The sequence below is a fragment of the Nitrospina sp. P1_D6 genome (assembly GCF_052156615.1).
In the GTDB taxonomy this organism is placed as follows: Bacteria; Nitrospinota; Nitrospinia; order Nitrospinales; family Nitrospinaceae; genus Nitrospina.
In genome coordinates, this window is sequence record NZ_JBQKUN010000005.1 from 252469 (window position 1) to 273233 (window position 20765).

At 56.8% G+C, this 20765-nt stretch carries 16 protein-coding genes; 8 read left to right on the forward strand and 8 right to left on the reverse strand.

The window, feature by feature from the left end:
• Nucleotides 1–6 precede the first annotated feature (6 nt).
• Both sufB and ACTRXA_RS10800 read right to left on the reverse strand, forming a co-directional pair.
• Entirely contained in the window at nucleotides 7–1473 is a 1467-nt protein-coding gene (gene sufB / locus ACTRXA_RS10795) for a Fe-S cluster assembly protein SufB (RefSeq protein ID WP_442427200.1), read from the reverse strand.
• Nucleotides 1474–1511: 38 nt separating this feature from the next.
• The gene (locus ACTRXA_RS10800; RefSeq protein ID WP_442427201.1) at nucleotides 1512–2261 is read right to left on the reverse strand and encodes a NifU family protein; all 750 of its coding nucleotides are present in this window, start codon (nucleotides 2259–2261) and stop codon (nucleotides 1512–1514) included.
• Nucleotides 2262–2764: 503 nt separating this feature from the next.
• Here ACTRXA_RS10800 and moaA point away from each other — a divergent pair.
• The 3 genes from moaA (at nucleotide 2765) to ACTRXA_RS10815 (ending at nucleotide 5203) form a co-directional block, all read left to right on the forward strand.
• Nucleotides 2765–3778, forward strand: coding sequence for a GTP 3',8-cyclase MoaA (gene moaA, locus ACTRXA_RS10805; protein ID WP_442427202.1), 1014 nt, complete (start codon nucleotides 2765–2767; stop codon nucleotides 3776–3778).
• Between the two features lie 370 nt (nucleotides 3779–4148).
• On the forward strand, nucleotides 4149–4955 hold the full coding sequence (larE, locus tag ACTRXA_RS10810) for an ATP-dependent sacrificial sulfur transferase LarE (protein WP_442427203.1): 807 nt from the start codon (nucleotides 4149–4151) through the stop codon (nucleotides 4953–4955).
• A gap of 14 nt (nucleotides 4956–4969) precedes the next feature.
• Entirely contained in the window at nucleotides 4970–5203 is a 234-nt protein-coding gene (locus tag ACTRXA_RS10815) for a hypothetical protein (protein ID WP_442427204.1), read from the forward strand.
• Between the two features lie 287 nt (nucleotides 5204–5490).
• On the opposite strand, the gene proC is transcribed toward ACTRXA_RS10815, so the two are convergent.
• From proC to ACTRXA_RS10830, 3 genes are all read right to left on the reverse strand, one after another.
• On the reverse strand, nucleotides 5491–6357 hold the full coding sequence (gene proC, locus ACTRXA_RS10820; protein ID WP_442427261.1) for a pyrroline-5-carboxylate reductase: 867 nt from the start codon (nucleotides 6355–6357) through the stop codon (nucleotides 5491–5493).
• A 35-nt stretch (nucleotides 6358–6392) separates the two neighbouring features.
• A complete protein-coding gene (locus ACTRXA_RS10825; RefSeq protein WP_442427205.1) occupies nucleotides 6393–7088 on the reverse strand; it encodes a YggS family pyridoxal phosphate-dependent enzyme in 696 nt (231 codons plus the stop codon).
• 140 nt (nucleotides 7089–7228) lie between these two features.
• Entirely contained in the window at nucleotides 7229–7624 is a 396-nt protein-coding gene (locus tag ACTRXA_RS10830; RefSeq protein WP_442427206.1) for a response regulator, read from the reverse strand.
• A gap of 306 nt (nucleotides 7625–7930) precedes the next feature.
• On the opposite strand from ACTRXA_RS10830, the gene ACTRXA_RS10835 reads away from it, so the two are divergent.
• Entirely contained in the window at nucleotides 7931–10357 is a 2427-nt protein-coding gene (locus ACTRXA_RS10835; RefSeq protein ID WP_442427207.1) for an ATP-binding protein, read from the forward strand.
• A gap of 27 nt (nucleotides 10358–10384) precedes the next feature.
• On the opposite strand, the gene ACTRXA_RS10840 is transcribed toward ACTRXA_RS10835, so the two are convergent.
• The gene (locus tag ACTRXA_RS10840; RefSeq protein WP_442427208.1) at nucleotides 10385–11146 is read right to left on the reverse strand and encodes a SprT-like domain-containing protein; all 762 of its coding nucleotides are present in this window, start codon (nucleotides 11144–11146) and stop codon (nucleotides 10385–10387) included.
• A gap of 153 nt (nucleotides 11147–11299) precedes the next feature.
• On the opposite strand from ACTRXA_RS10840, the gene ACTRXA_RS10845 reads away from it, so the two are divergent.
• The 3 genes from ACTRXA_RS10845 (at nucleotide 11300) to tpx (ending at nucleotide 15697) form a co-directional block, all read left to right on the forward strand.
• A complete protein-coding gene (locus ACTRXA_RS10845; RefSeq protein WP_442427209.1) occupies nucleotides 11300–12643 on the forward strand; it encodes a hypothetical protein in 1344 nt (447 codons plus the stop codon).
• Entirely contained in the window at nucleotides 12640–15021 is a 2382-nt protein-coding gene (locus ACTRXA_RS10850; RefSeq protein WP_442427210.1) for an endonuclease MutS2, read from the forward strand. Before ACTRXA_RS10845 ends, ACTRXA_RS10850 begins: the two co-directional genes overlap by 4 nt.
• A gap of 91 nt (nucleotides 15022–15112) precedes the next feature.
• Entirely contained in the window at nucleotides 15113–15697 is a 585-nt protein-coding gene (tpx, locus tag ACTRXA_RS10855; RefSeq protein ID WP_442427211.1) for a thiol peroxidase, read from the forward strand.
• Nucleotides 15698–15709: 12 nt separating this feature from the next.
• Here tpx and ACTRXA_RS10860 read toward each other — a convergent pair whose 3' ends face one another.
• Nucleotides 15710–18637 (reverse strand): insulinase family protein, encoded by a 2928-nt coding sequence (locus ACTRXA_RS10860; RefSeq protein WP_442427212.1) that lies wholly within the window; start codon nucleotides 18635–18637, stop codon nucleotides 15710–15712.
• A gap of 95 nt (nucleotides 18638–18732) precedes the next feature.
• Nucleotides 18733–19497, reverse strand: coding sequence for an exodeoxyribonuclease III (locus ACTRXA_RS10865; RefSeq protein ID WP_442427213.1), 765 nt, complete (start codon nucleotides 19495–19497; stop codon nucleotides 18733–18735).
• 282 nt (nucleotides 19498–19779) lie between these two features.
• Here ACTRXA_RS10865 and ACTRXA_RS10870 point away from each other — a divergent pair, with 282 nt between their 5' ends.
• Nucleotides 19780–20763 (forward strand): ABC transporter ATP-binding protein, encoded by a 984-nt coding sequence (locus ACTRXA_RS10870; RefSeq protein ID WP_442427214.1) that lies wholly within the window; start codon nucleotides 19780–19782, stop codon nucleotides 20761–20763.
• Nucleotides 20764–20765 lie beyond the last annotated feature (2 nt).

Sequence of the window (20765 nt, forward strand, 5' to 3'; positions counted from 1 at the left end):
TGGGACTCAGCCGACGCTGTCTTCCAGCTTCAGGGCCAGGAGCTTTTCCGCCTCGACGGCGAATTCCATGGGAAGCTGTTTGAAGACTTCCTTGCAGAAGCCGTTGATCAGCGCCGAGATGGCGTTCTCGCGGGAAATGCCGCGCTGTTCGAAATAGAACAACTGCTCCTCGCTGATCTTCGAAGTGGACGCTTCGTGTTCCACCTGCACGGAGCTGTTGCCGGTTTCAATGTACGGGAACGTGTGCGCACTGCACTTGTCGCCCACCAGCATGCTGTCGCACTGCGTGTAGTTGCGCGCGTTGGTGGCGCCCTTGTTCACTTTCACCAGACCGCGGTAGCTGTTGCTGGAATGATCCGCGGAGATGCCCTTGGAGATGATGCTCGACCGGGTGTTCTTGCCGATGTGGATCATCTTGGTGCCCGTGTCGGCCTGCATGTGGCCGTTGGTCAGGGCCACAGAGTAGAATTCGCCCTGCGAGTCGTCGCCCAGCAGGATGCAACTCGGGTACTTCCAGGTGATGGCGGAACCGGTTTCCACCTGCGTCCAGGAGATTTTGGATTTCTTACCCTGGCACTTGCCGCGCTTGGTGACGAAGTTGTAGATGCCGCCCTTGCCCGTTTCCGGGTCGCCGGCATACCAGTTCTGCACGGTGCTGTACTTGATCTCGGCGTTGTCCAGAGCCACGAGCTCGACCACCGCCGCGTGCAGCTGATTGGTGTCAAACTGCGGTGCGGTGCAACCTTCCAGATAAGATACGTAGCTGTTGTCCGAGCAGATGATGAGCGTGCGCTCGAACTGCCCCGTCTCTTCCGTGTTGATACGGAAGTAGGTGGACAGTTCCATCGGGCTGATGGTGTCCGGCGGAATGAACACGAACGAACCGTCCGTGAACACGGCGCTGTTGAGCGCGGCGAAATAGTTGTCACCCACCGGCACAACCGTGCCCAGGTATTCCTCGACCAGTTCCGGGTATTCCTGCAGTGCCTCGGAGATGGAGCAGAAGATGATACCCACCTCCATCAGCTTTTTCTTGTGCGTGGTGGCGACGCTGACGCTGTCGAACACCGCGTCCACGGCCACGTTGGACAGCCGCTTCTGCTCTTCCAGCGGAATGCCCAGCTTTTCGAACGTGCGCAGGATTTCCGGATCGACCTCGTCCAGGCTGTCGAGCTTTTCCTTCGGCTTCGGCGCCGAGTAGTAGGACACGGCCTGGTAGTCGATCGGCGGATAGTGCACGTTCGGCCATTTCGGTTCCTTCATTTCCAGCCATTTCTTGTAGGCCTTGAGACGGAAATCCAGCATGAACTCCGGCTCTTCCTTTTTCTTCGAAATGGCACGGATGACATCCTCGTTCAATCCCTTGGGGAAGGTCTCGGATTCGATCAGCGTACGCCAGCCATATTTGTATTCACCCCGGTTCTCCAGGACCTCATCGACGTCCGTTACATTCCGGGCGGTTTCCTTAGCCATATATTCCAACTCCTTAAGAGACGGATTCTAAAAATTCATTACATGTTGGGGACGACCTGCAGGTCGCTGTACACATCCTGACGCAGGGTCCGTTCAATGAACGACAACGTCGCCCCCAGCGAAGAGCCGCAACTGCCGCAGGCCCCCTGATACTGGACGAGAACCCGCTCGCCGTCAACCACTTCCAATACCTGGATGTTGCCGCCATCGGACATCAGCGCCGGGCGGACTTTCTCGTCCAGAACCAGTTCGACCTGCTTGATCTGGTCGGCTTCATCCAAGTCCAGCCATGCCTGCTCCTGCATGGTCAGCTCGCGGGTGCTTTTCGGTTTGCCGGCGCCGCTGTCTCTGATGGACGCCGTGGCCTGTGCCACCGCCTGCGCTTCCGGATACTTTTCCTTGATGATCTTGAGCAGTTCCGGCACGTTGCCGAACGCGGTCTTTTTGGACTCCGGCACCGCCGGTTCCTCCGGATCGTCGCGGAGCGCACGTTCGACGTCCGCTCCCAGCAGGGAACAGGCCTCGTCGATGGTGAGTCCCTTGACCATGGAGCACAGCTGCTCGCAGATGCCTACGGACACCTTGCCGCCGTAGGCGAAGAACTTGGCGCTGTAAACCCGGCCCTCGACCACGTCGACCAGCCAGTACAGCTTCATATCCTTGAATTTGGCCTCAACCAATGCCATTCCCTTTTCCGTGGCATCTTCCTGGTAGAAGGCTCCGCGGTGCTTCGGCTTGCTCGCGGCTTCCTCGAATTTGGTGGAGAATTTCTCTTCAGCGACAGACATTATAAATCTTTGTGTTTGAAACGTTTACAAGGGGTTTCCCACAGTCGGGCAATCCCGTTTTCATGCCTCTGTCAGATGGGCCCTATTGTATATCAAACGCCTGGGAAAATCAGGACAATCTTGAGCAGGCAGACCCATCCCCTTAATGATTAGATGCAAAGGCGTCTTTCAGGTTCCTTCCAAAAGCCCGAAATCTCCATATTTTTAAGGATTTTTCGGCATTTCCGGAGCATGCGGGCACACAGGGCGTTCAGCGCCTCCCCTCTCCCTCAAAAGCTATTTTTCCCCGCCTTCGCCGGGGTGGGGCGATGGGCTCGTTTTATGCTCTTTCCGGAATCTTCCGACCCCCTGCCGGGAAAAGCATTTGGGGTGTACATCGCTTTTTCAAAAAGGGTATAATTCTACCAAATAAACCCCCACCTGCAAGAGTGTGGGCGAACTTGCCCGGAGTATGGCAAACTGCCGGAAAACCCGGGTGTCACACCGACGTGAGAGGAAGTCCGATGTCCATCTCCGAGAGCCAGGAACGCCCTATTCTGATTGACGGCATGGGCCGCCGCATCGTCAACCTGCGCATTTCCGTCACCGACCGTTGCAACTTCCGCTGTACGTACTGCATGCCTGCGGACAACGTCGAGTTCATGGACCGCTCCCACCTGCTCTCGTTTGAGGAGATCACCCGCATCGTCGGTGTGGTGTCCAAAATGGGCATCTTCCGCCTGCGCCTCACCGGCGGCGAACCGCTTCTGCGCAAGGACCTGCCGGAACTGGTACGCATGTTGAGGGCCGTGCCGGGCATTGAAGACATCGCCATGACCACCAATGCGTTTTTCCTGAAGCAACATGCGAAGGCGCTCAGGGAAGCGGGACTGCACCGGCTGAACATCAGTCTCGACGCGCTGGACAAGGACAAGTTCACCCACGTCAACCGCCGCGACTGCCTGGAACAGGTGATGGAAGGCATCGACGCCGCACGCGAAGCGGGCTTCCCGATCAAGGTCAACGCGGTCGCCATCCGCAATTTCTCGGAGCCGGAAATCCTGAAACTGGTGGAACTCGGCCGCTCCGACGGATTCGAGATCCGCTTCATCGAGTTCATGCCCCTCGACGCCGACCACATCTGGGAACGCGACAAGGTGCTGTTCGGTCACGAGATCATCGACCTCATCAGCAAGAAATTTGAAATCACGCCGATCCAGGATTCGCTGGAAATCGGCCCGGCGAGCGAATACGAGTTCGCCGATGGCAAGGGCAAGATCGGCATCATCACCGCGGTCAGCAACCCGTTCTGCGATTACTGCAACCGCATCCGCATGACCGCCGACGGCAAACTGCGTACCTGCCTGTTCTCCACCAACGAGCACAACCTGAAGGAACTGGTGCGGGACAGCGCGGCCACGGACCAGGACATCGAGCAACGCATCCGCGCCGCGCTGGTCACCAAGGAACCGGGCCACAAGATCAACCTGGACGACTTCGAACGCCCCGCCCGGGCCATGCACGCCATCGGCGGCTGATCGCACACTTTATTTACCAGTTACAGCGCAACCCCTCTTCTATCGGAATCGCTGCAGTTTCTACACAACAAACTGTAACCCAATAGGGTGGCCTGCGTCCGTTTCCTGAAACATATCCTTTACTTGAATAACCCTACCCAATTAGGGTTTTCGTGCACCTTTCCTGCCGCATGAAACCCGTTCTTGCCGTTTCTTTCAAGATTTCCGTGGACTTTATACAATGAGAGTCAGCAGCTAACTTCAATCTGGTTTTACCTCCTTCTGATGATCCGGGAGCCTCCCCCCTGCTCCCGGATCTTTTTTTTATTCCGGGGACATGGTAAGTTGTAACCAGTAATGGCGCTGTTTTGAGCGCACGGACCAACCGGCCATGACCTTACACGACAAACACAAACGAATGCAGGCGCAGATCGCGGCGCTTCCTGGCGCGATTGTGGCGTTTTCCGGCGGGGTCGACAGCACGCTGGTGCTGGCGATAGCCCATGCTGCTCTGGGAGAACGTGTGCTTGCCGTCACCGGCCGCTCACCCAGCGTGCCGGAACGGGAACTGGAAGCATCGAAAAAACTCGCCCGGCACATCGGCGCCCGGCACCTGATTGTCGATACAGGGGAAATCCACAATCCCGATTACACCGCCAACCCGGCCAACCGCTGTTATTTCTGCAAGACGGAGCTGTACGATCATCTGAAACGCATCGCGTCCGAGCGCGGCCTGCCCTACATCCTGAACGGCACCAACAGCGACGACCTGGGCGACCATCGTCCCGGGCTGGTGGCCGCAGACGAGGCAAAGGTGCTGAGCCCCCTGGCCGACTCCGGAATGACCAAACAGGACGTACGCGACCTGTCGCAGGAGCTGGGCCTGCCCACCTGGGACAAACCGGCAATGGCCTGCCTCGCTTCCCGGGTGCCCTACGGACAGGAAGTGACGACGGAAAAACTGTCGATGATCGAGCGGGCGGAAGACGTTCTGCTCGCCATGGGTCTCAGGCAGGTGCGCGTTCGGCATCACGGCGACATCGCACGCATCGAGGCGCCACAGGACGACCTGCCGATGCTCCTGGACCCGGAACAGGCGCGGATCATCGAATCCAAATTCCGGGAAATCGGATTTCAGTTCGTCACCGTCGACATACTGGGTTTCCGCTCCGGAAGCCTGAATCAGGTCCTGCGCTAAGGAGATCCCCCGCCATGTTTCATTTTGAATTGCGTCCGGAGGTGAGAAAGCAGCTGAAGAATCCGGACCTGTTCGTCAAGGGACAGGAGAAGATGTACTGGGGCATCATCCTCGCCATGTCGGCGGTGATCATCATGCTCATCCTGATGTTCAAGGATCCGGAGAAAGTCCTGCACCCGGTGTGGCTGATGTTCCTCGGGCTGGGACTTGCGGGCTGGGGCGAGGTGCAGAAATACCGCGCTAAATAAAAAAGCCTTTCAGGATTTTCATCTTGTTCCTGAAAGACCTCTCGCCGCCGCGGGGTAGGCCAACCCTGTTTCTTCATTTTTGCCTACCCCGGTTGGCATACAACCGGTCGCGATTCCTTCTTTGTCTTTCCACCCAGTTGCTCGGGTCTTCTTCCAGCCGAACCGCCGGTTGTATGGGAGGGGGCTTGGCCTCCTTCCATAATTAATATCATGTCGCTCCGACTTTCTGTCAATGCCTTGAAGTGCGAAATACCATGGCGGGGCGGGGGTTTCCGGGGGCGGGACTGCTATTGAGAATCGTTTCCATTCTGGTTATTTTCCGCGTTTCGACCAAGCTCGATGGAACGTTGCGTCGCCGCTTCGACGGCATTGATGAGCGTGGTGCGGAGCCCTCCTTTTTCCAGCCAGTGCAAACCGGAAATCGTGGTGCCGCCGGGGGAGCACACCATGTCCTTCAGCTCTCCCGGATGACGCCCGCTTTCCTGCGCCAGCTTGGCGGAACCGAGGACCGTCTGCAGGGTGAGCGCGTTCGACACATCGCGCGACAGGCCCATCTTCACTCCCGCATCCGACAATGCCTCGATGATCATGAAAATGTACGCCGGGCCGCTTCCACTCAACCCGGTGACCGCGTCCAGCTGGGCCTCGGGGACGTCCACCGTGCGGCCGATCGCTTCAAAAATACGGTGTGCGACCTTGAGGTCGCTCTTGCTCACGTGGTCGCTTGCCGAGAGCGCCGTCACCCCTGCCTGAACGAGGGCCGGGGTGTTGGGCATGGTGCGGACCACGCCGACTTTCTTGTCCGCTTCGGGATTCAAGAGGGACTCGATGGCGTGGATGGGAACGCCCGCGGCAATGGAGATCACCAGTTTTTTCTCATCGATCTGCTCATGAATACCGGCACACACCGACTTCACCGCCTGCGGTTTAACAGCAAGGATGATGATGTCATTTTTCTGCACAAGTTCCTGGTTGTCCGTGGTGGTTTTGATTTTAAACTCGCGCTTCAAAAACTCCAGGCGTTCTCCCACCATGTCCGATGCCATCAGGCTTTTGGCCTCGATGAACGACGCGGACAAAAGCCCCTTGATCATGGCTTCCGCCATGTTGCCACCGCCGATGAATCCAATTCGTTTGTTGGTCAGCACTGCAATTCACTCCATTTATTCGGGAAAATCACCAACCCAGCTCAACCGGAGCGTTCGCCGAAAAGCGCCGTTCCCACACGCACCCAGGTGGCGCCTTCTTCAACAGCGATTTCGTAATCGTGGGACATACCCATCGATAACTCCTCCAGCGAGATGCCGGGGAATTTGCATTCGCGCATGCGGTCGCGAAGAGTGCGCAGACTCGCAAAGTGCTTGCGCACCTCTTCTGCATCCGGCGTGTAGGGCGGGATGGTCATCAATCCCTTCACCGCGATGCCGGAAAGGGCACCGGCCCGGCGCAAAAGGTCTTCCAGGTTCCCCGGATCGATGCCGAACTTCGATGCTTCACCGGAGACATTGACCTGGATGAGGACGTTCGTGACCACCCCCTGCTTTTGGCTTTCCGTGTCCAGTTTATCCGCCAATGCGGTGCTGTCCACCGAATGCACCAGGTCGAAATGCCCGACCACATACTTTACTTTATTTTTCTGTAAATGTCCGATGAAATGCCAGTGGAAGTCTTTGGAACCAAGTGTCTCGATTTTTTCCATCGCTTCCTGCACCTTGTTTTCGCCAAACACGTCCGCACCGGCCTGTCTCGCCGCACGGATCCGTTCCATCGGCACGGTTTTGCTGACGGCAACCAGGCGCACCGACTCCGGGTCTCGTCCCGCACGCAATGCGGCTTCGCAGATGCGCTGGCGAACCACTGCAATGTTTTCATCAAGGGAGGTCATTCAAACGGGATCTACAAAGTGAAAGATGAGGGGTTGCCGTCAAACGGCTTGTGCATGCCGCCTGCAATGTAGTCGAAAAAAAAAGGCTTTGCAACCGGACGGAAGCAAAGCCTTTTTTACCTTGAATGGATGGGAACTTATCAAAAATCGAAATCCTTGCCGGCGGCGATGAGTTGATCCACCACCTTGAACAGCTTCTCTTTTTCTACCGGTTTCACCAGGTAGTCCTTGACTCCCTTCTTCATCAAACCAACGGCCAGTTCCGTATCCGGGTAACCGGTGATCACCACGATCGGAATTCCCGGGGCGTTTTTCTTGAGATAGTCGATCGCTTCGATGCCGTTGATCTTGGGCATTCGAATGTCGCACAAAATGACCCCGATGTTGACCAGGTTGTTTTCAGAATGAAGGACCTTGATGGCCTCCTCTCCGTTTTCCGCTTCCAACACGTGCAACCCGTGCTGTTCCAGTTGCAGACGAATGACATCCCGGACATCCTGCTCGTCATCAATGACCAAAATTTTTCCGGTAACCATGTGTCCCTCCAATAGGAATTTTAAAATCAGTCTCTCTCACCGCCCGAAAAGGCGGGGAAAAATAACGGCCGGGCGGTTCCCCCTTTCGGCCTTCGACTCATTAGTAGTAAACATAGGGCCGGGGTGGGATTCCGGCCACTTTTTTTAGGGAAACCGATGAAATTTGAGAAGTCCGGTCCTATATTGACTACAAGGTAGGGTGCCCGCCCGGATTAACAAATTCGGGTTAAGAAACAATGCGTTCCGGGTGGAGGTCCCGGTTTCCCCACGGCAGGCGTGTTTTGCCTGTCGCTTCCCGACCAGGTTATGAACATTGCCGGTACTCCATTACCCAAACAGCGCGTCCGCGTCCGTTCCGGGCTGAAAAACAGGCTGGTCGGCATGGTCATAGGAGTGGGTACCATTCCTTTGGTCCTGGCCATGGCGTGGTCGTTCTTTCAGGGAAACGAGTCGCTGACGCAGGTCATCGGTGCCAGTTTCAAGGCACTGGCCTATGAAACATCCACCAAGATCGATTTATTGATCAAAGACGAATTTCAAAAGATGCGGCACTGGGCCTCCCATCCCACCCTCATCATCAATGTCAAGGAACACAACCGCTCGGTCACGGAATCCGAGGACACACTAAAGAGCATCCCCCCCCTGCCCCCCACCTATCAGGAAATCCAGGGAAATGGAGCGAGCCGCGTACTCAGCAACTTTTTGCGTGATGATCTCAGCGCGGTGGAATCCACCAAGGCTTTGTTTGTCACCGACGCCTCGGGCAACCTGGTGGCCACCATCAATGACTACCCCGAACGCGATAACAGTTCGCGCGCAACATGGGTTGGTGTCATGGAAAAGGGACTCCCGGAAGCTTTCGGGCGTTTGCATTTCGATACCAAGTTGAACACGTACCTTTTTGAAATCGCGGTACCGATTCGGACCCGTGACCAGACCCGCATGGGTGTCCTGCACCGCCTTTATTCCAGCAAACGTTTTTTCTCGCCGTCGATTGAAAACATCCTGTTCGGGGAGACCGGTCACGTGATGCTCATCAACTCCAACGGGGTCGTGCTGGACTGCCCCATCCTGCCCACGGGACACCGGTTGAGCGAGCCTGAGCTGGTGAAACATGTCACGGGGCCGGAAGCCAACTGGGTGGAAACTCAGAGTGATGGCCACGGAAGTCACCGTCTGTCCATCATCGGCTTTTCGCCTCTTGCTTCCACAAACAAGATCATTGCCGGGACCCAGGGGCCACGACTGTACACGTTTGCATGGCAGTCTTCGGAAGAGTTGTTTGCACCTACGCGGAAACTTCTCGGCTGGATGGCCGCGGCGGGATTCGTCTCCATTCTCCTCATCGCAGTGATGGGGTCGCTGGCCGCAAACCGGATTGTGCAACCCATTCGCGAGCTTCAGAAAACCGCGGAGTCCATCGGGCGCGGGGAATCCGTGAAACCCCTCCAGATAAAAACCGGTGATGAAATCGAACTGCTCGCGGAAGAGATCAATATCATGAACGCGTTGTTGCGTAAAACGTTCACCGGGCTCGAGCAACAGGTTGAAGAAAAAAGCCGGGAAGTGATTTACCTGCGGGAGTACACCGAAAGCATTTTGATGAGTGTGCCGGAATCGATTCTCATCTTCGATGCCAGCCTGCGCATTGAGTACGCAAACCCGGCGTTTGAAAAAATCACCGGCCTTCTCCGGCAAAGTTACTTTGGCAAACTCCTGCAGGAAGTTCCAGTAAAACAACATCAGGAATGGGCGTTCCTCGCAATGGAGCTTAAAAACTACAGTACGGGCCAGCCTCCCAAACTGCACCACCTGCAAAGCGAAAGTTATCGCGCCAAGGACCCGCTGGCACCCACCACGCCGCATACGAAAGACTGGCAACCGACCATCAAACTGGGTGAACTGTTTTTCGCGTACCAGTTTTTCGATATGAAATTCAAGCAAATGGAAGGGAGGCGGATCGGCCTCATCATGAAAAACATCACAGAAGAGAAAAAACTTCTGGACCAGTTGACCAAGGCGGACAAACTGTCCGGGCTCGGCACACTGACCGCGGGCATCGCACACGAGATGAACAATCCCCTTTATTCCATCATGGGCTACACCGAAGCCATTGTGGACCAGGCCACCGAGCCGAAAATCAAGGCCTATGCCCAGAAAGTTCTGGACCGGTCCCGCCATATGGCAAACGTCATTTTGAACATGTCCGGTTACGCCCGCACCAATGAACAGGATTCGGACCAGACCGTCAACATCAATGAGCGCATCGATGCGGCGCTGGACATCGCACTGCTGGACTCGTACTCAGACGATATCGCGCTTGAAAAACATTATGGGAATTTGCCAAAGGTCAAAGCAAAACCGGAAGAGCTGCAACAGGTGTTCCTGAATATTGTTCGCAACGCGGTGCAGGCCATGGAGGGCAAAGGGACGTTGACCATCAAAACGTTCCAGCAGAATGGAACCGTCACGGTGTCCATCCGCGATACGGGACCCGGAATCGCGGAAGAGCACCTGACGCGGATTTTCGATCCGTTTTTTACCACCAAGGAACAGGGGTCGGGAACGGGCCTGGGTCTCAACATTGTGCATCGCGTGGTGGAAAAATACGGCGGCCACATTGATGTCAAATCCCAAGTCGGCAAGGGCACGACGTTCATTATCAATCTGCCCACGTCGCCGGAACCTGCCAACACCGAACCCACCGGCTCGCCGGACAAGGACCGGGCCTGAGGTGATTAAACTGAAATCAAGAAGAAATTATTCTTCGGAGGAGGGAGCGAGCAGTTTGGCCCAGTGCTTCTTTTCCCACTGCATCGCTTCTTTGTAGTGCTTGTACTGTTTTTCGCGGGCCTTGAATTCCTTGTGGTGGGTTTTCCACTGCCCTTTCTGGCGCACCGGCGGAACGGCCTGATGGCACATCTCATGAAAAACGGTCAATTCCAGCACGGGGAGGGGAACAAATTCCTGCCTGAGCCGCGGATGGATGCGGATGAGTTTCTTCCTGGAATCGTAAGACCCGAATTTCACCGAGCGCCGGTTGGCGGCCTTGGTTTCCTTGGACCATTCGATCGTTGCTTCTACCTTGCCCTCAAAATACTCGGCATTCAGGCGGTCAAAAATGCCCTGCAGATCGCGCGGGTCGGCTTCCTCCTCAACCGGAGATTGAGGTTGCAGCGGTTGCAGGATGGATTCTTCCAGTCGTGAATGGATCACATCCCGAAAGCGGTCGTTGAGTGCATCGCGTCCCAGAAGCTGGTTGAGCACAATCCGCTCCAAAGTAGAGATCACCGCCTCCGGTTCAGCGTCAAACAACTGGAGGTAGTTGGCGTTGAACATTTCGAGGCGCACCCCTTCCTCGCCCAGGTGCACATTCACCTGGCCCAGGTATTCGAAGCCCCCTTTTCTAATGCGGAACAGGGCGCGGTATGCATCGCCGCCGGAAAACCGGCCTTCGCCGAGCACCACGGTGCCGGGCTTTATCGTTGTGGTTTGGGATGGGGTGGTTGCGGTGGCAGTCATAAGATCAGGCAAGAGAGCGTGTTGATGAACGGGTTGGACTCCAGTCACTTTTCAAATGTTATGAAGCTTTGCGTTTAAAATCAACACTTTTTTCTAAACCAGGAGATGTCCCCAGTCTTTACTTGCGGGCTCGGTTTGTGTCAAGATCAGAGTATGAAAAATGCCATTTGCGGAATACTACTGACCGCCGTCCTGGTGGCTTGCCTGCCGCAGCCGGAAGCGCCGAAAATGGCGGCTCCACCGCCTTACGATTTGGAAGGCGACGTGGATCTCTACCTGTCCACCAATGACCCCCAGGTCGAGCAGGAGGCACTGGCCCGCCTGAACAAGCAGAACACGCCTCACAATGCGGTCAAGCAATACCTGAAACAGGTCGGACGGGGCACCGGCGGAACCCCTGGCCTGCACACGGATCTGGAATACTCCAATGGCGACCAGACTTACCCGTACGCGTTGTACGCACCGGAACTGGAGGCGGGGCGGGACTATCCCATGATCGTCATCCTCCACGGTATGGGTGGCAGTGGCGACCGCACCGTCAAGAGTTGGTTGCCGCGCCTTAAGGACGAAGATTTCATCATTCTCTGCCCCAGCTACCCGGCCGGTGCATGGTGGTCCCTGCGTGCGGAAGAGATGGTGATGGACCTCATTCAGTCGGTCAAGCGGCAGTATCCCGTGGACCACAACCGCGTGTTTCTGGCGGGTCTGTCCAACGGCGCCATCGGCGCATACATGACGGGCATGTTCTATCCGGACCACTTCGCGGGAATCGTGCCCATCGCCGGGGCCATCACCGACCGCTACCTTCATTTTCTGGTGAACCTCAAGAACACGCCGATCTACAGCATCCAGGGCGTGCACGACCCGATTTTCCCGATCCAGTACAGCCGACGCATCCGGAAAATCCTGAATGATCTCCAATACACAATTGAATACCGCGAGCACCGGGAACAGGGAATGGCCCACGGGGGGCATTTTCTGCCCGACTCCGAGGTCCCGCCTTTGGTGGAATGGTTGAAAAAAACCAGACGCGATCCGCATCCCCACATCCTGCGAATGGTGCGCGAGGAAAATCACCTCGACAACATACACTGGGCACAAGTGACGCGTGGCTTGCAGATGGCTGCCCTGCAACTGCCGGGACCTGAAAAAGAAAATATGAACATCCGCGACGGCAAGATCACCACCCTGCTCGCGGTACACAAAGAACCGAACCTGTTCGAAATCGTGGCCAAGAACCTGCTTGAACATGAAGTGTATCTGAATGCGGACCAGGTGGACTTCGACAAAAAATTTCTGGTTACCTTCCAGGAGTTGAGCGAACAAAACGGAAAGTTCGTCACAGGCCCCCAGCGGGTGAGCTTCCATGAGAAGGTGGAACCGGACCTGGAAGTGCTGCTCTCGGGTTTCAAACGACGTTGGGACCCGGAATTGCTTTATGACGCCCGCATCACCATCAACCTGGAAGAAAAAGTCCAGTTTGCCTCCGTGCCATGAACCCCAAGGACGTCCCATCGCCTGACATCACGCTGAACCAGTCGATGACCCTGCTGGGTTGGGGATGGATTCAACGCGCCCTCGCCGAACAGGCGATGTCTTCCCTCACCCGCTCTTTACTGGAAAGTGAATCCCCCGCCGGAGATTTCGAAGCAGCGCACACGCGTCTTCAAGAAACCTCGGAAATGGTCGCACTGTTCGACGAGGTGGAATCGATTCCGCTTCGCGTGTTTTCCGATCTCGATCCCGCCCTCACCTCCGTCCGTGAACGCCTGCTGGTCGAAGCGGGCGATTGCCTGCACATTGCCGAATCGCTGCGGCTGGTGCGCGATCTCAAGCGCTACCTCGGCAAACGTGAATCGGCCCCGCACCTCGCTCCTTACGCCTCACAACTGGAACCGGTACCGGAACTGATCCGCGAAATCGAACGGTGCATCGACGACGACGGCGAAATCAAGGACGACGCGTCGCCGGAGTTGAAGCAGGCGGTGCGCGATGCGGCGCGCGCCCGCGACAACCTGGAATCGACCATGAGCAAGCTGATGTCGGGTTCCTACAAGGACATTTTGCAGGACGCCTACTACACCGAACGCGACGGGCGGCTGGTTCTGCCGGTGCGCGCCGATGCGAAAAGCCGGCTGCAGGGCATCGTGCACGACAGTTCCGCCAGCGGCCAGACGGTGTTCATGGAACCGACGCAGGCGGTGGCGCTCAACAACCAGGTGAAGCTCGCACGCCTCGCGGTGCAACGCGAACGCCAGCGCATCCTGGAATCGCTTGCGCTTCAGATAAAAGAACACGCCGACGTGCTGATGTGCAACCAACAGCAGCTGGTGGCTCTGGATGGCATCCACGCCCGCGCACGACTGGCCCGGAAGATGGATGCACGTCCCTATACATTCCATGAGGACGGCCCCCTCACCCTGCACCACGCACGCAATCCGGAACTGGTGCTGAACGGCACAAAAGTGGTGGCCAACGATATCAAATGGAACCCGGACACGCGCATTGTCATCATCTCCGGGCCCAACACCGGCGGCAAAACGGTGACCCTCAAAACCGTGGGGTTGATGGCGCTGATGGCGAGGTGCGGCCTGTTCCTGCCTGTCGGGCCCCGCTCCGAGATGCGCTTTTTTCCCGAAGTGTACGCCGACATCGGCGACGAGCAGAACATCGAGCTCAGCCTGTCCACCTTCTCCGGCCACATCAAAAAAATCATCCACATTCTGGAGCGGGCGGCAGCGGGTGCGCTCATCCTGCTTGACGAACTGGGCATCGCCACGGATCCGCAGGAAGGCGCGGCCCTGGCGGAGGCGATCCTGCTTGAAATGAAAGCGCGCAACTTCACAACGATGGTGTCCACGCATTTCCTCGCACTCAAAACACTGGCTCAGACGCAGGAGGGATTCCTGAACGCCTGCATGGAGTTCGACCTCGATAAAATGGCACCGACCTACCGCCTCGTTTTCGGCGTGCCCGGCGACAGCGCGGCCCTGGAGACGGCGCAACGGCTGGGACTGCCGCTGAAAACCATCGAACACGCCCGGCGCATTTACGCGGAAAAAGACCGCCGCGCCGAAGCGCTCCTGCAGGACCTCAACCGGCAGAAACTCGATCTGGAAAACGAAAAGGATTCCATCGCCCGTGACAGGCAAGCCATCGAAGCCCTCAAACGCGAGCAACAGCAGTTGACCGATGCCCTGCGGTCTCAGGAGAAAGACTACACCCGGACCAAGGCGAAGCGCATCCAGACCTACGTGCGCGAAGCCAAACGCGAAATCCGCCACCTGATCGATGGCGTGCGGCAAAGCCGCGACCTGCCGAAACTGCGTAAAGCGGAAAAACAACTACGGCAACTGGGTCACACACCCTTGTCAGAGACCGGTCCGGATCGCAACGGCTGGGATGTGCCGCCCGACAAATTGAAGGAAGGGGATGAGATCCTGGTCGAGGATTACAATGCCTGCGGCGTGCTCCTCGAAAACCCTGAACAGAAAGACCGCGTGCGCGTGCGCCTCGGCAACCTCGTTACGGTTGTCGAAACCAAACGGCTGAAAGGCCATATTCGTCGCACTCCCTCCGCGGGCAAAAACCAGAAAACGGAAACCGTGAAAATCCAAACCGAGTCGCAGTCGCATCCGCGTGGTACCCTGGATTTGCGCGGGATGCGCGTGGAGGAAGCGCAGGATGCGCTGGAGTTGTTCCTGAGTCAGGCGGTGGTCAACAAACTGCCGAAGGTGACGGTGATCCACGGCCACGGCATGGGCAAGATCAAAACGATGGTGCGCGACTACCTGGCGACAAGCGGCATCGGCCAGGAATTCACCCCCGGCGAGCGCCACGAAGGCGGCGACGGGGCGACCATCGTTAAATTTTAGAAGTCCGGGCGAATCCCCACCGGGCAGCGGGGCATCCCAATTTCAATACCGGGACCTCAATATTCATTCCAACCACAGCGAGGCATTCATCATGAGAAAATCCATCGCTTTGATTTTAATTACGGTCTTCACCACGGCCCTCCTGGCCACCACGCTTTCCGCGCGAAGTGGATTCCACGTCACCATGGGTGGCAAACCGCTTACGCTTATGGGCGAGCCGTTGCAGGTCAACCAACCCTTGCCGGACGTGCAACTCCCCGATGCGGGTCTCAATATGGTGGACCTGAAGGAGGGATTCAAAGGCAAGGTGACCATCGTCAGCATCGTGCCGTCGATCGACACCCGGGTGTGCGAAAAGCAGACGCACATTCTGAGCGAGGAAAACAAGGGGCTGGATGAAACGGCGCGGCTCGTGACCATCAGCCGCGACCTCCCCTTCGCACAAAAGCGCTTCGCACGCGAGGCCAAGATTCACAACATCCTGTTTCTGTCGGATTACCGTGAAGCCACCTTCGGCAAGGCCAGCGGCCTGTTGATCGGTGAGAACCGCCTGCTCGCCCGCGCCGTGCTGGTGCTGGACAAGGACGGGGTCATCCGCTACATGGAAGTGGTGCCGGATCTCGGTCAACTGCCGGACATGGAACGCGCGTTCGAAACGGCCCGTTCCCTCAGCTGAGGGGCGTGCCGCTCATTTGAAAACGTCCACCAGATGGTCGAACCGCGACGCGTCTTTCTTGATGCGCGCCGCGTTGCCGAGCACGCACACGGACCCCTTTTCCTTCACCGCGTGGAACAGCTCGGCGTAACCGCGCACGTCTTCCAGTGTCGTGGACATCAACTCTTCCAGCCGCCGCTCCTTGAATTCCTGCGTCATTCCGGTCAGGTACTCGGCGCGGGAGATGGAACCCTTGCGGTCCGGCGTGAGCGGCGGGTCCATCTTGCCAATGCACCCGATGATGATTTTCTCCAGCTCCTCGCCGGGGAGATCGAGGTGGGCGAGAAAGTCGCCGATCTCGTCGTACACGTCCAGTGTCTCGCTCAGGTTGGGATCGCGATAAGAGACCAGTCCCAGGTCGCCGGTATACAGATCGAAGTTGATCATGCTTCCGTAGGCCCCGCCCTGAACCCGGATACGGTCCCACAAAAACGCGGTGCGCAACAGGGCCTTCACCACCTCGAACTTGCCGGAATACTGGTAGCCCAGTTGATACAGGTTGGCACCCTTGCCGACGTATTGAACAGTGCTGGTGGTCATGAATCCTTCGTTCGGCGCGGGAGCCTCAAATTTGTAATCCACACGCGGATGGGTCCCCTCCGGCAGAATCTCCGTCAGGTGCTTCACCCGTTTGTCGATTTTTGAAAAATCCTTTGCCGGAGAGGTGATGTTCACCAGCATGTTGTCGCGGTTGAGCACCCTGTCCGCCACCTGGCGAAACTCGTCCGCCACCGCCTCCGGATCTTTTTCAACGCGTTCGTAGAGGTCCTCCAGGAACCGGAAGTAGGTGAGTCCGTCGGTCCACTCGTCATACTGTCCCAGCCGGGAATGGTAGGCCTGCAGCCGTGACAGCACGTACTGGTTGCCGTGCGGCACGATCGACGTTTCCATGTTCGCCTTGGCACTGCGGATGATCTCCACCAGCCGGCCGGTGTTGCTGAAGTCGCGCTCGGTGAACAGCTCGGCATAAAGGTCGAACAGCGCATCCAGTTTTTCCATCAGCACCGTACCGCTGAAATTGAGGTGCGAGAGCAGGTGGCTCCGGTCATCGAACGTGACGGAAGAAAAATGCGAGGGGGAAATGCCTCCGGTGTGGATGCCGATCTGTTGCGACATCTCCACGTAGTCCCGTTTCTTCGTTCCCATGCCAAGAATCATGCGTCCCAACAGGCCCAGGTATTGAATCTGATCCTGCGGTACCGCGTTGGTGTCGAAGCAGATTTGCGTGTAAGCAATGTTGTTGGTGAACAGGTCGTGGAGCAGAACCGTCGGCTTGTCTTTTCGTTTCACCTCACAGGGAAACTTCGGCACCTTTTTTTCGACATCATTCAAATGCAGGCGAGGCAGGGTGGCCAGAGCCTCCGGCGCGTCCGGCGCCATCTGCATTTCCTGGAGCGCCCTGGTTTCCTCGATCAGGTTTTCGATGTCTTTGTCGGAAAGGCCGGATTTCATCTCCCGGAGCGCCTTTCTCACCTTAGCATCCTGCTTCTCGCCCAGACCCGGTTTCGGGTACAGCACCAGCACACTGCGGTGATTGTTATCGAGCAGGTGCTTTTTGATGAGCGTTTCAAAATAACCTTCGTTCATCATTTTCTTGATCTTCTTCATCAACTTTTCGTATTTCAAATGCCCCATCGGGTCCGCGTCGTACAACCACGACCCCAGGGCCTGGATGTTGTACACGATGCCCTTGGGAAACCCGCCAAAGTTGGCCTCGCGCAGCTTGAAGTCGATGGTATTGACCGATGCCTTTATCTGGTCCTCATCGATGCCGTTTTCCGCCAGGTCCTTGAGCGTGTCGAAAACGAGGTCGAGGATTTTCTGCGCGTCCTCACGATCCGCACCTTTCATGCCCACGGCGAACAGCGTTTCCGCGCGGTTGTCGTCGAAGCCGCCGCCGATGACTTCCGACCCGAGGTTGGATTGAAGCAGGGCCTTGCGAAGCGGCGCGGCGGAATTGCCCAGCAGGATATGGCTCAGGATTTCCATCGCCAGGCAGTGCTCGTAATCCGTTGCCTTGCCCAGTTTCATGCCGACCACGACGTAGGTTTTCTTTTCGACCGACTCGTTCTTGGAAACGGCGTATGGCACGTCCTTCCACTTGGGTTTACTGAAGCGGCGTTGCAGGCCGATGTGGGAGTCCACCTCCAGCCTGTCGAAACGGATCAGGTATTCTTCATTCAAGTACTTGAGGTATTCGTTGGTATCGCCGTCACCGTAAATGAACAGACGGCTGTTGGTCGGGTGATAATACTTGCGGTGGAATTCCTTGAACTCATCGTAGGTCAACTGGGGAATGCGAAGGGGGTCGCCACCGGACTCGTAGCCGTAAGGTGTTTTCGGAAACAACGAGTGCGCCAGGTGCCGGTCGAGCACGCTTTCGGGATTGGAAAACACGCCCTTCATCTCGTTGTAGACAACCCCCTTGTAGGTGATGTCCCCTTCCGGCGCGTCCAGTTCGTAGTGCCAGCCTTCCTGCTTGAAAATTTCCTCGGTGATTTTCGGATAAAACACCGCGTCGAGGTAAACCGTCATCAGATTGAAGAAGTCCTTCCGGTTGCGGCTGGCCACCGGGTACATGGTTTTATCCGGAAAGGTCATCGCGTTCAGGAATGTCTGCAGGCTTCCTTTCATGAGCTCGACGAACGGTTCCTTGACTGGGAACTTCTGGGAGCCGCACAGCACGCTGTGTTCCAGAATGTGCGCCACGCCGGTGTCATTGAAAGGAGGCGTGCGGAAGGTGGCGCTGAACACCTTGTTGTCGTCGTCGTTTTCCATCACCAGCAGTTCGGCTCCGGTTTTTTCGTGCTCAAAAAACAACGCCAGCGAATTGAGCTCTTTCAGCTTTTCCTGTTTTTTCAGTTTAAAACCGTGATAGGAGCGATCCACTTCAAAACTCATGAATGATCCTTTCTAATAAAAACGGGCCGCCGGGGCCCGGTGGGGGTCTAATTTCTGTCACCGCCAGAATATCACAGGTGAGGGCGGATTTCGCGTCAAACGATCTCGAGCCCGATGGGGCAGTGGTCCGAACCCATAACTTCCGGAGTGATAAAGGAGTTTTTGACGTTTTTAAGCAGGTCCCGGGTGACAAAAAAGTAGTCGATGCGCCACCCGATGTTCCTGGCCCGCGCATTGGCCCGATAGGTCCACCAGGTGTACTGGTCCGGTTCCCGGCAGAACTCGCGGAACGTGTCCACGTATCCGTGCGCAATGAACTTGTCGATCCACTCGCGTTCCATCGGTAAAAAACCAGAATTTTTTTCGTTCTGCTTTGCGTTTTTCAGATCGATCTCCCTGTGCGCAGTGTTCACGTCGCCGCAGATCACCAGTTTTTTCTTCTGTTTTTTGCGAAGCGTCTCGCAGTGGTCGAGAAACGCGTCATAGTATTCCATCTTGAACTGCAACCGCTCGTCGCCGCTGGTGCCGTTCGGAAAATAAATATTGAGCAAATCAAACTTGGGATACTCCAGGCGCAGGTAACGTCCTTCCGAGTCGAAACGTTCGATCCCCATACCGTAGTGGACTTGTTTCGGTTTGGTTTTGGAAAACACCGCAACACCGCTGTAACCCTTGCGCGTGGCCGGGCACCAGTAGGCCTCGTAGCCTTCGGGGTACGCCACCTCCGGCGGGACCTGCTCCGGGTGCGCCTTGGTTTCCTGCAGACACACCACGTCAGGATCGACCGAATCCATCCAGTCGCCAAAGCCCTTTTTCGCCACGGCACGGATGCCATTGACGTTCCAGCTGTAGATCAACATATAGAATTCCGTAGGAAGAAGTCGCAAAAGGGTCAAGCATATCCAAAATCTGCAACCCGTTCAATACCGTAGACGCCACCCATTCCCGGCTTGCAAATTCGGCGTCCGGACTTAGAATTGGTTGAGAGTGATACGATAGAATCGATATTCCTGGCGCGAGGGGCGAGACCCCGTTCTGCACTGAAATGGCAGGCCCGGGGGCGGCTGGCGGAAACCTGCGGAGAGTGGAACGGAATCCAAGGGCTGCCCGCAAGTCACCCTCTTTCACAAAACTTCCGACCTATGACTGCATCCAATACCGAACTTGACATTCAGAACCTGACGGTGAGTTTCACCGTCAACGGAAGGGAAGTCACTGCGGTCAACGGAATCACGTTTAAACTGAACGCAGGAGAAACACTGGCGGTGGTGGGTGAGTCTGGAAGCGGCAAAACAGTGAGTGCCCTGTCCCTTCTTCGTCTCATTCCACAACCGCCGGGGCGAATCGTGTCGGGAAAAGTTCTGTTCCACGGACGCGACCTGCTGGCCCTGGACGACGACGCATTACGTGCCGTGCGCGGCAACGACATCGGCATGGTGTTCCAGGAACCCATGACGTCGCTCAACCCGGTGCTGACCATCGGCGAGCAGATTGTCGAAACCCTGCGCGCGCACCGCAACATCGCCACCCAGGAAGCGCGGGAAATAACCATTGACCTCCTTCGGCAGGTGGAGATCCCCTCCCCGCAGTCACGCTGGAAATGTTATCCGCATGAATTGAGCGGCGGTCAGCGGCAACGCGCCATGATCGCCATGGCCCTGGCGTGCGATCCCGGGATCCTCATTGCCGACGAGCCGACCACGGCCCTCGACGTACTGGTGCAGGCACAGATTCTGGAATTCCTGCAACGCATCCAGCAGGAACGCGACATGTCGGTGTTGTTGATCACCCACGACCTCGGCCTCGTCGTCAATATCGCGCAACGCGCACTCATCATGTACGCCGGGGACATTGTGGAGACGGGACGGGTACGCGACCTGTTTTCCAAACCGCGTCATCCCTACACGCTGGGATTGATTGAATCGATTCCCCGCCCCGGTGCAAAGTCCCGACGCAAACGTTTTCATGAAATGGAAGGCAGTGTGCCTGCGCTGGGCCATTTGCCTCCAGGCTGCCCGTTCCATCCGCGTTGTCCCTCTGCGCAGCAAAAATGCCAAACGGAAAAACCGGAACTGGAAACCACCGAACCCGGCCAGCAGGTGGCCTGCTGGTATCCCAACGATTGAGT

Excerpts from the sequence above, each read along its gene's own strand:
- ACTRXA_RS10815 (WP_442427204.1), top strand. The coding sequence starts at position 4,970 with ATGTTTCATTTTGAATTGCGTCCGGAGGTGAGAAAGCAGCTGAAGAAT.
- ACTRXA_RS10850 (WP_442427210.1), top strand. The coding sequence starts at position 12,640 with ATGAACCCCAAGGACGTCCCATCGCCTGACATCACGCTGAACCAGTCG.
- ACTRXA_RS10870 (WP_442427214.1), top strand. The coding sequence starts at position 19,780 with ATGACTGCATCCAATACCGAACTTGACATTCAGAACCTGACGGTGAGT.
- tpx (WP_442427211.1), top strand. The coding sequence starts at position 15,113 with ATGAGAAAATCCATCGCTTTGATTTTAATTACGGTCTTCACCACGGCC.
- ACTRXA_RS10835 (WP_442427207.1), top strand. The coding sequence starts at position 7,931 with ATGAACATTGCCGGTACTCCATTACCCAAACAGCGCGTCCGCGTCCGT.
- ACTRXA_RS10800 (WP_442427201.1), bottom strand. The coding sequence starts at position 2,261 with ATGTCTGTCGCTGAAGAGAAATTCTCCACCAAATTCGAGGAAGCCGCG.
- sufB (WP_442427200.1), bottom strand. The coding sequence starts at position 1,473 with ATGGCTAAGGAAACCGCCCGGAATGTAACGGACGTCGATGAGGTCCTG.
- ACTRXA_RS10830 (WP_442427206.1), bottom strand. The coding sequence starts at position 7,624 with ATGGTTACCGGAAAAATTTTGGTCATTGATGACGAGCAGGATGTCCGG.
- ACTRXA_RS10860 (WP_442427212.1), bottom strand. The coding sequence starts at position 18,637 with ATGAGTTTTGAAGTGGATCGCTCCTATCACGGTTTTAAACTGAAAAAA.
- larE (WP_442427203.1), top strand. The coding sequence starts at position 4,149 with ATGACCTTACACGACAAACACAAACGAATGCAGGCGCAGATCGCGGCG.
- ACTRXA_RS10825 (WP_442427205.1), bottom strand. The coding sequence starts at position 7,088 with ATGACCTCCCTTGATGAAAACATTGCAGTGGTTCGCCAGCGCATCTGC.
- ACTRXA_RS10840 (WP_442427208.1), bottom strand. The coding sequence starts at position 11,146 with ATGACTGCCACCGCAACCACCCCATCCCAAACCACAACGATAAAGCCC.
- ACTRXA_RS10865 (WP_442427213.1), bottom strand. The coding sequence starts at position 19,497 with ATGTTGATCTACAGCTGGAACGTCAATGGCATCCGTGCCGTGGCGAAA.
- ACTRXA_RS10845 (WP_442427209.1), top strand. The coding sequence starts at position 11,300 with ATGAAAAATGCCATTTGCGGAATACTACTGACCGCCGTCCTGGTGGCT.
- moaA (WP_442427202.1), top strand. The coding sequence starts at position 2,765 with ATGTCCATCTCCGAGAGCCAGGAACGCCCTATTCTGATTGACGGCATG.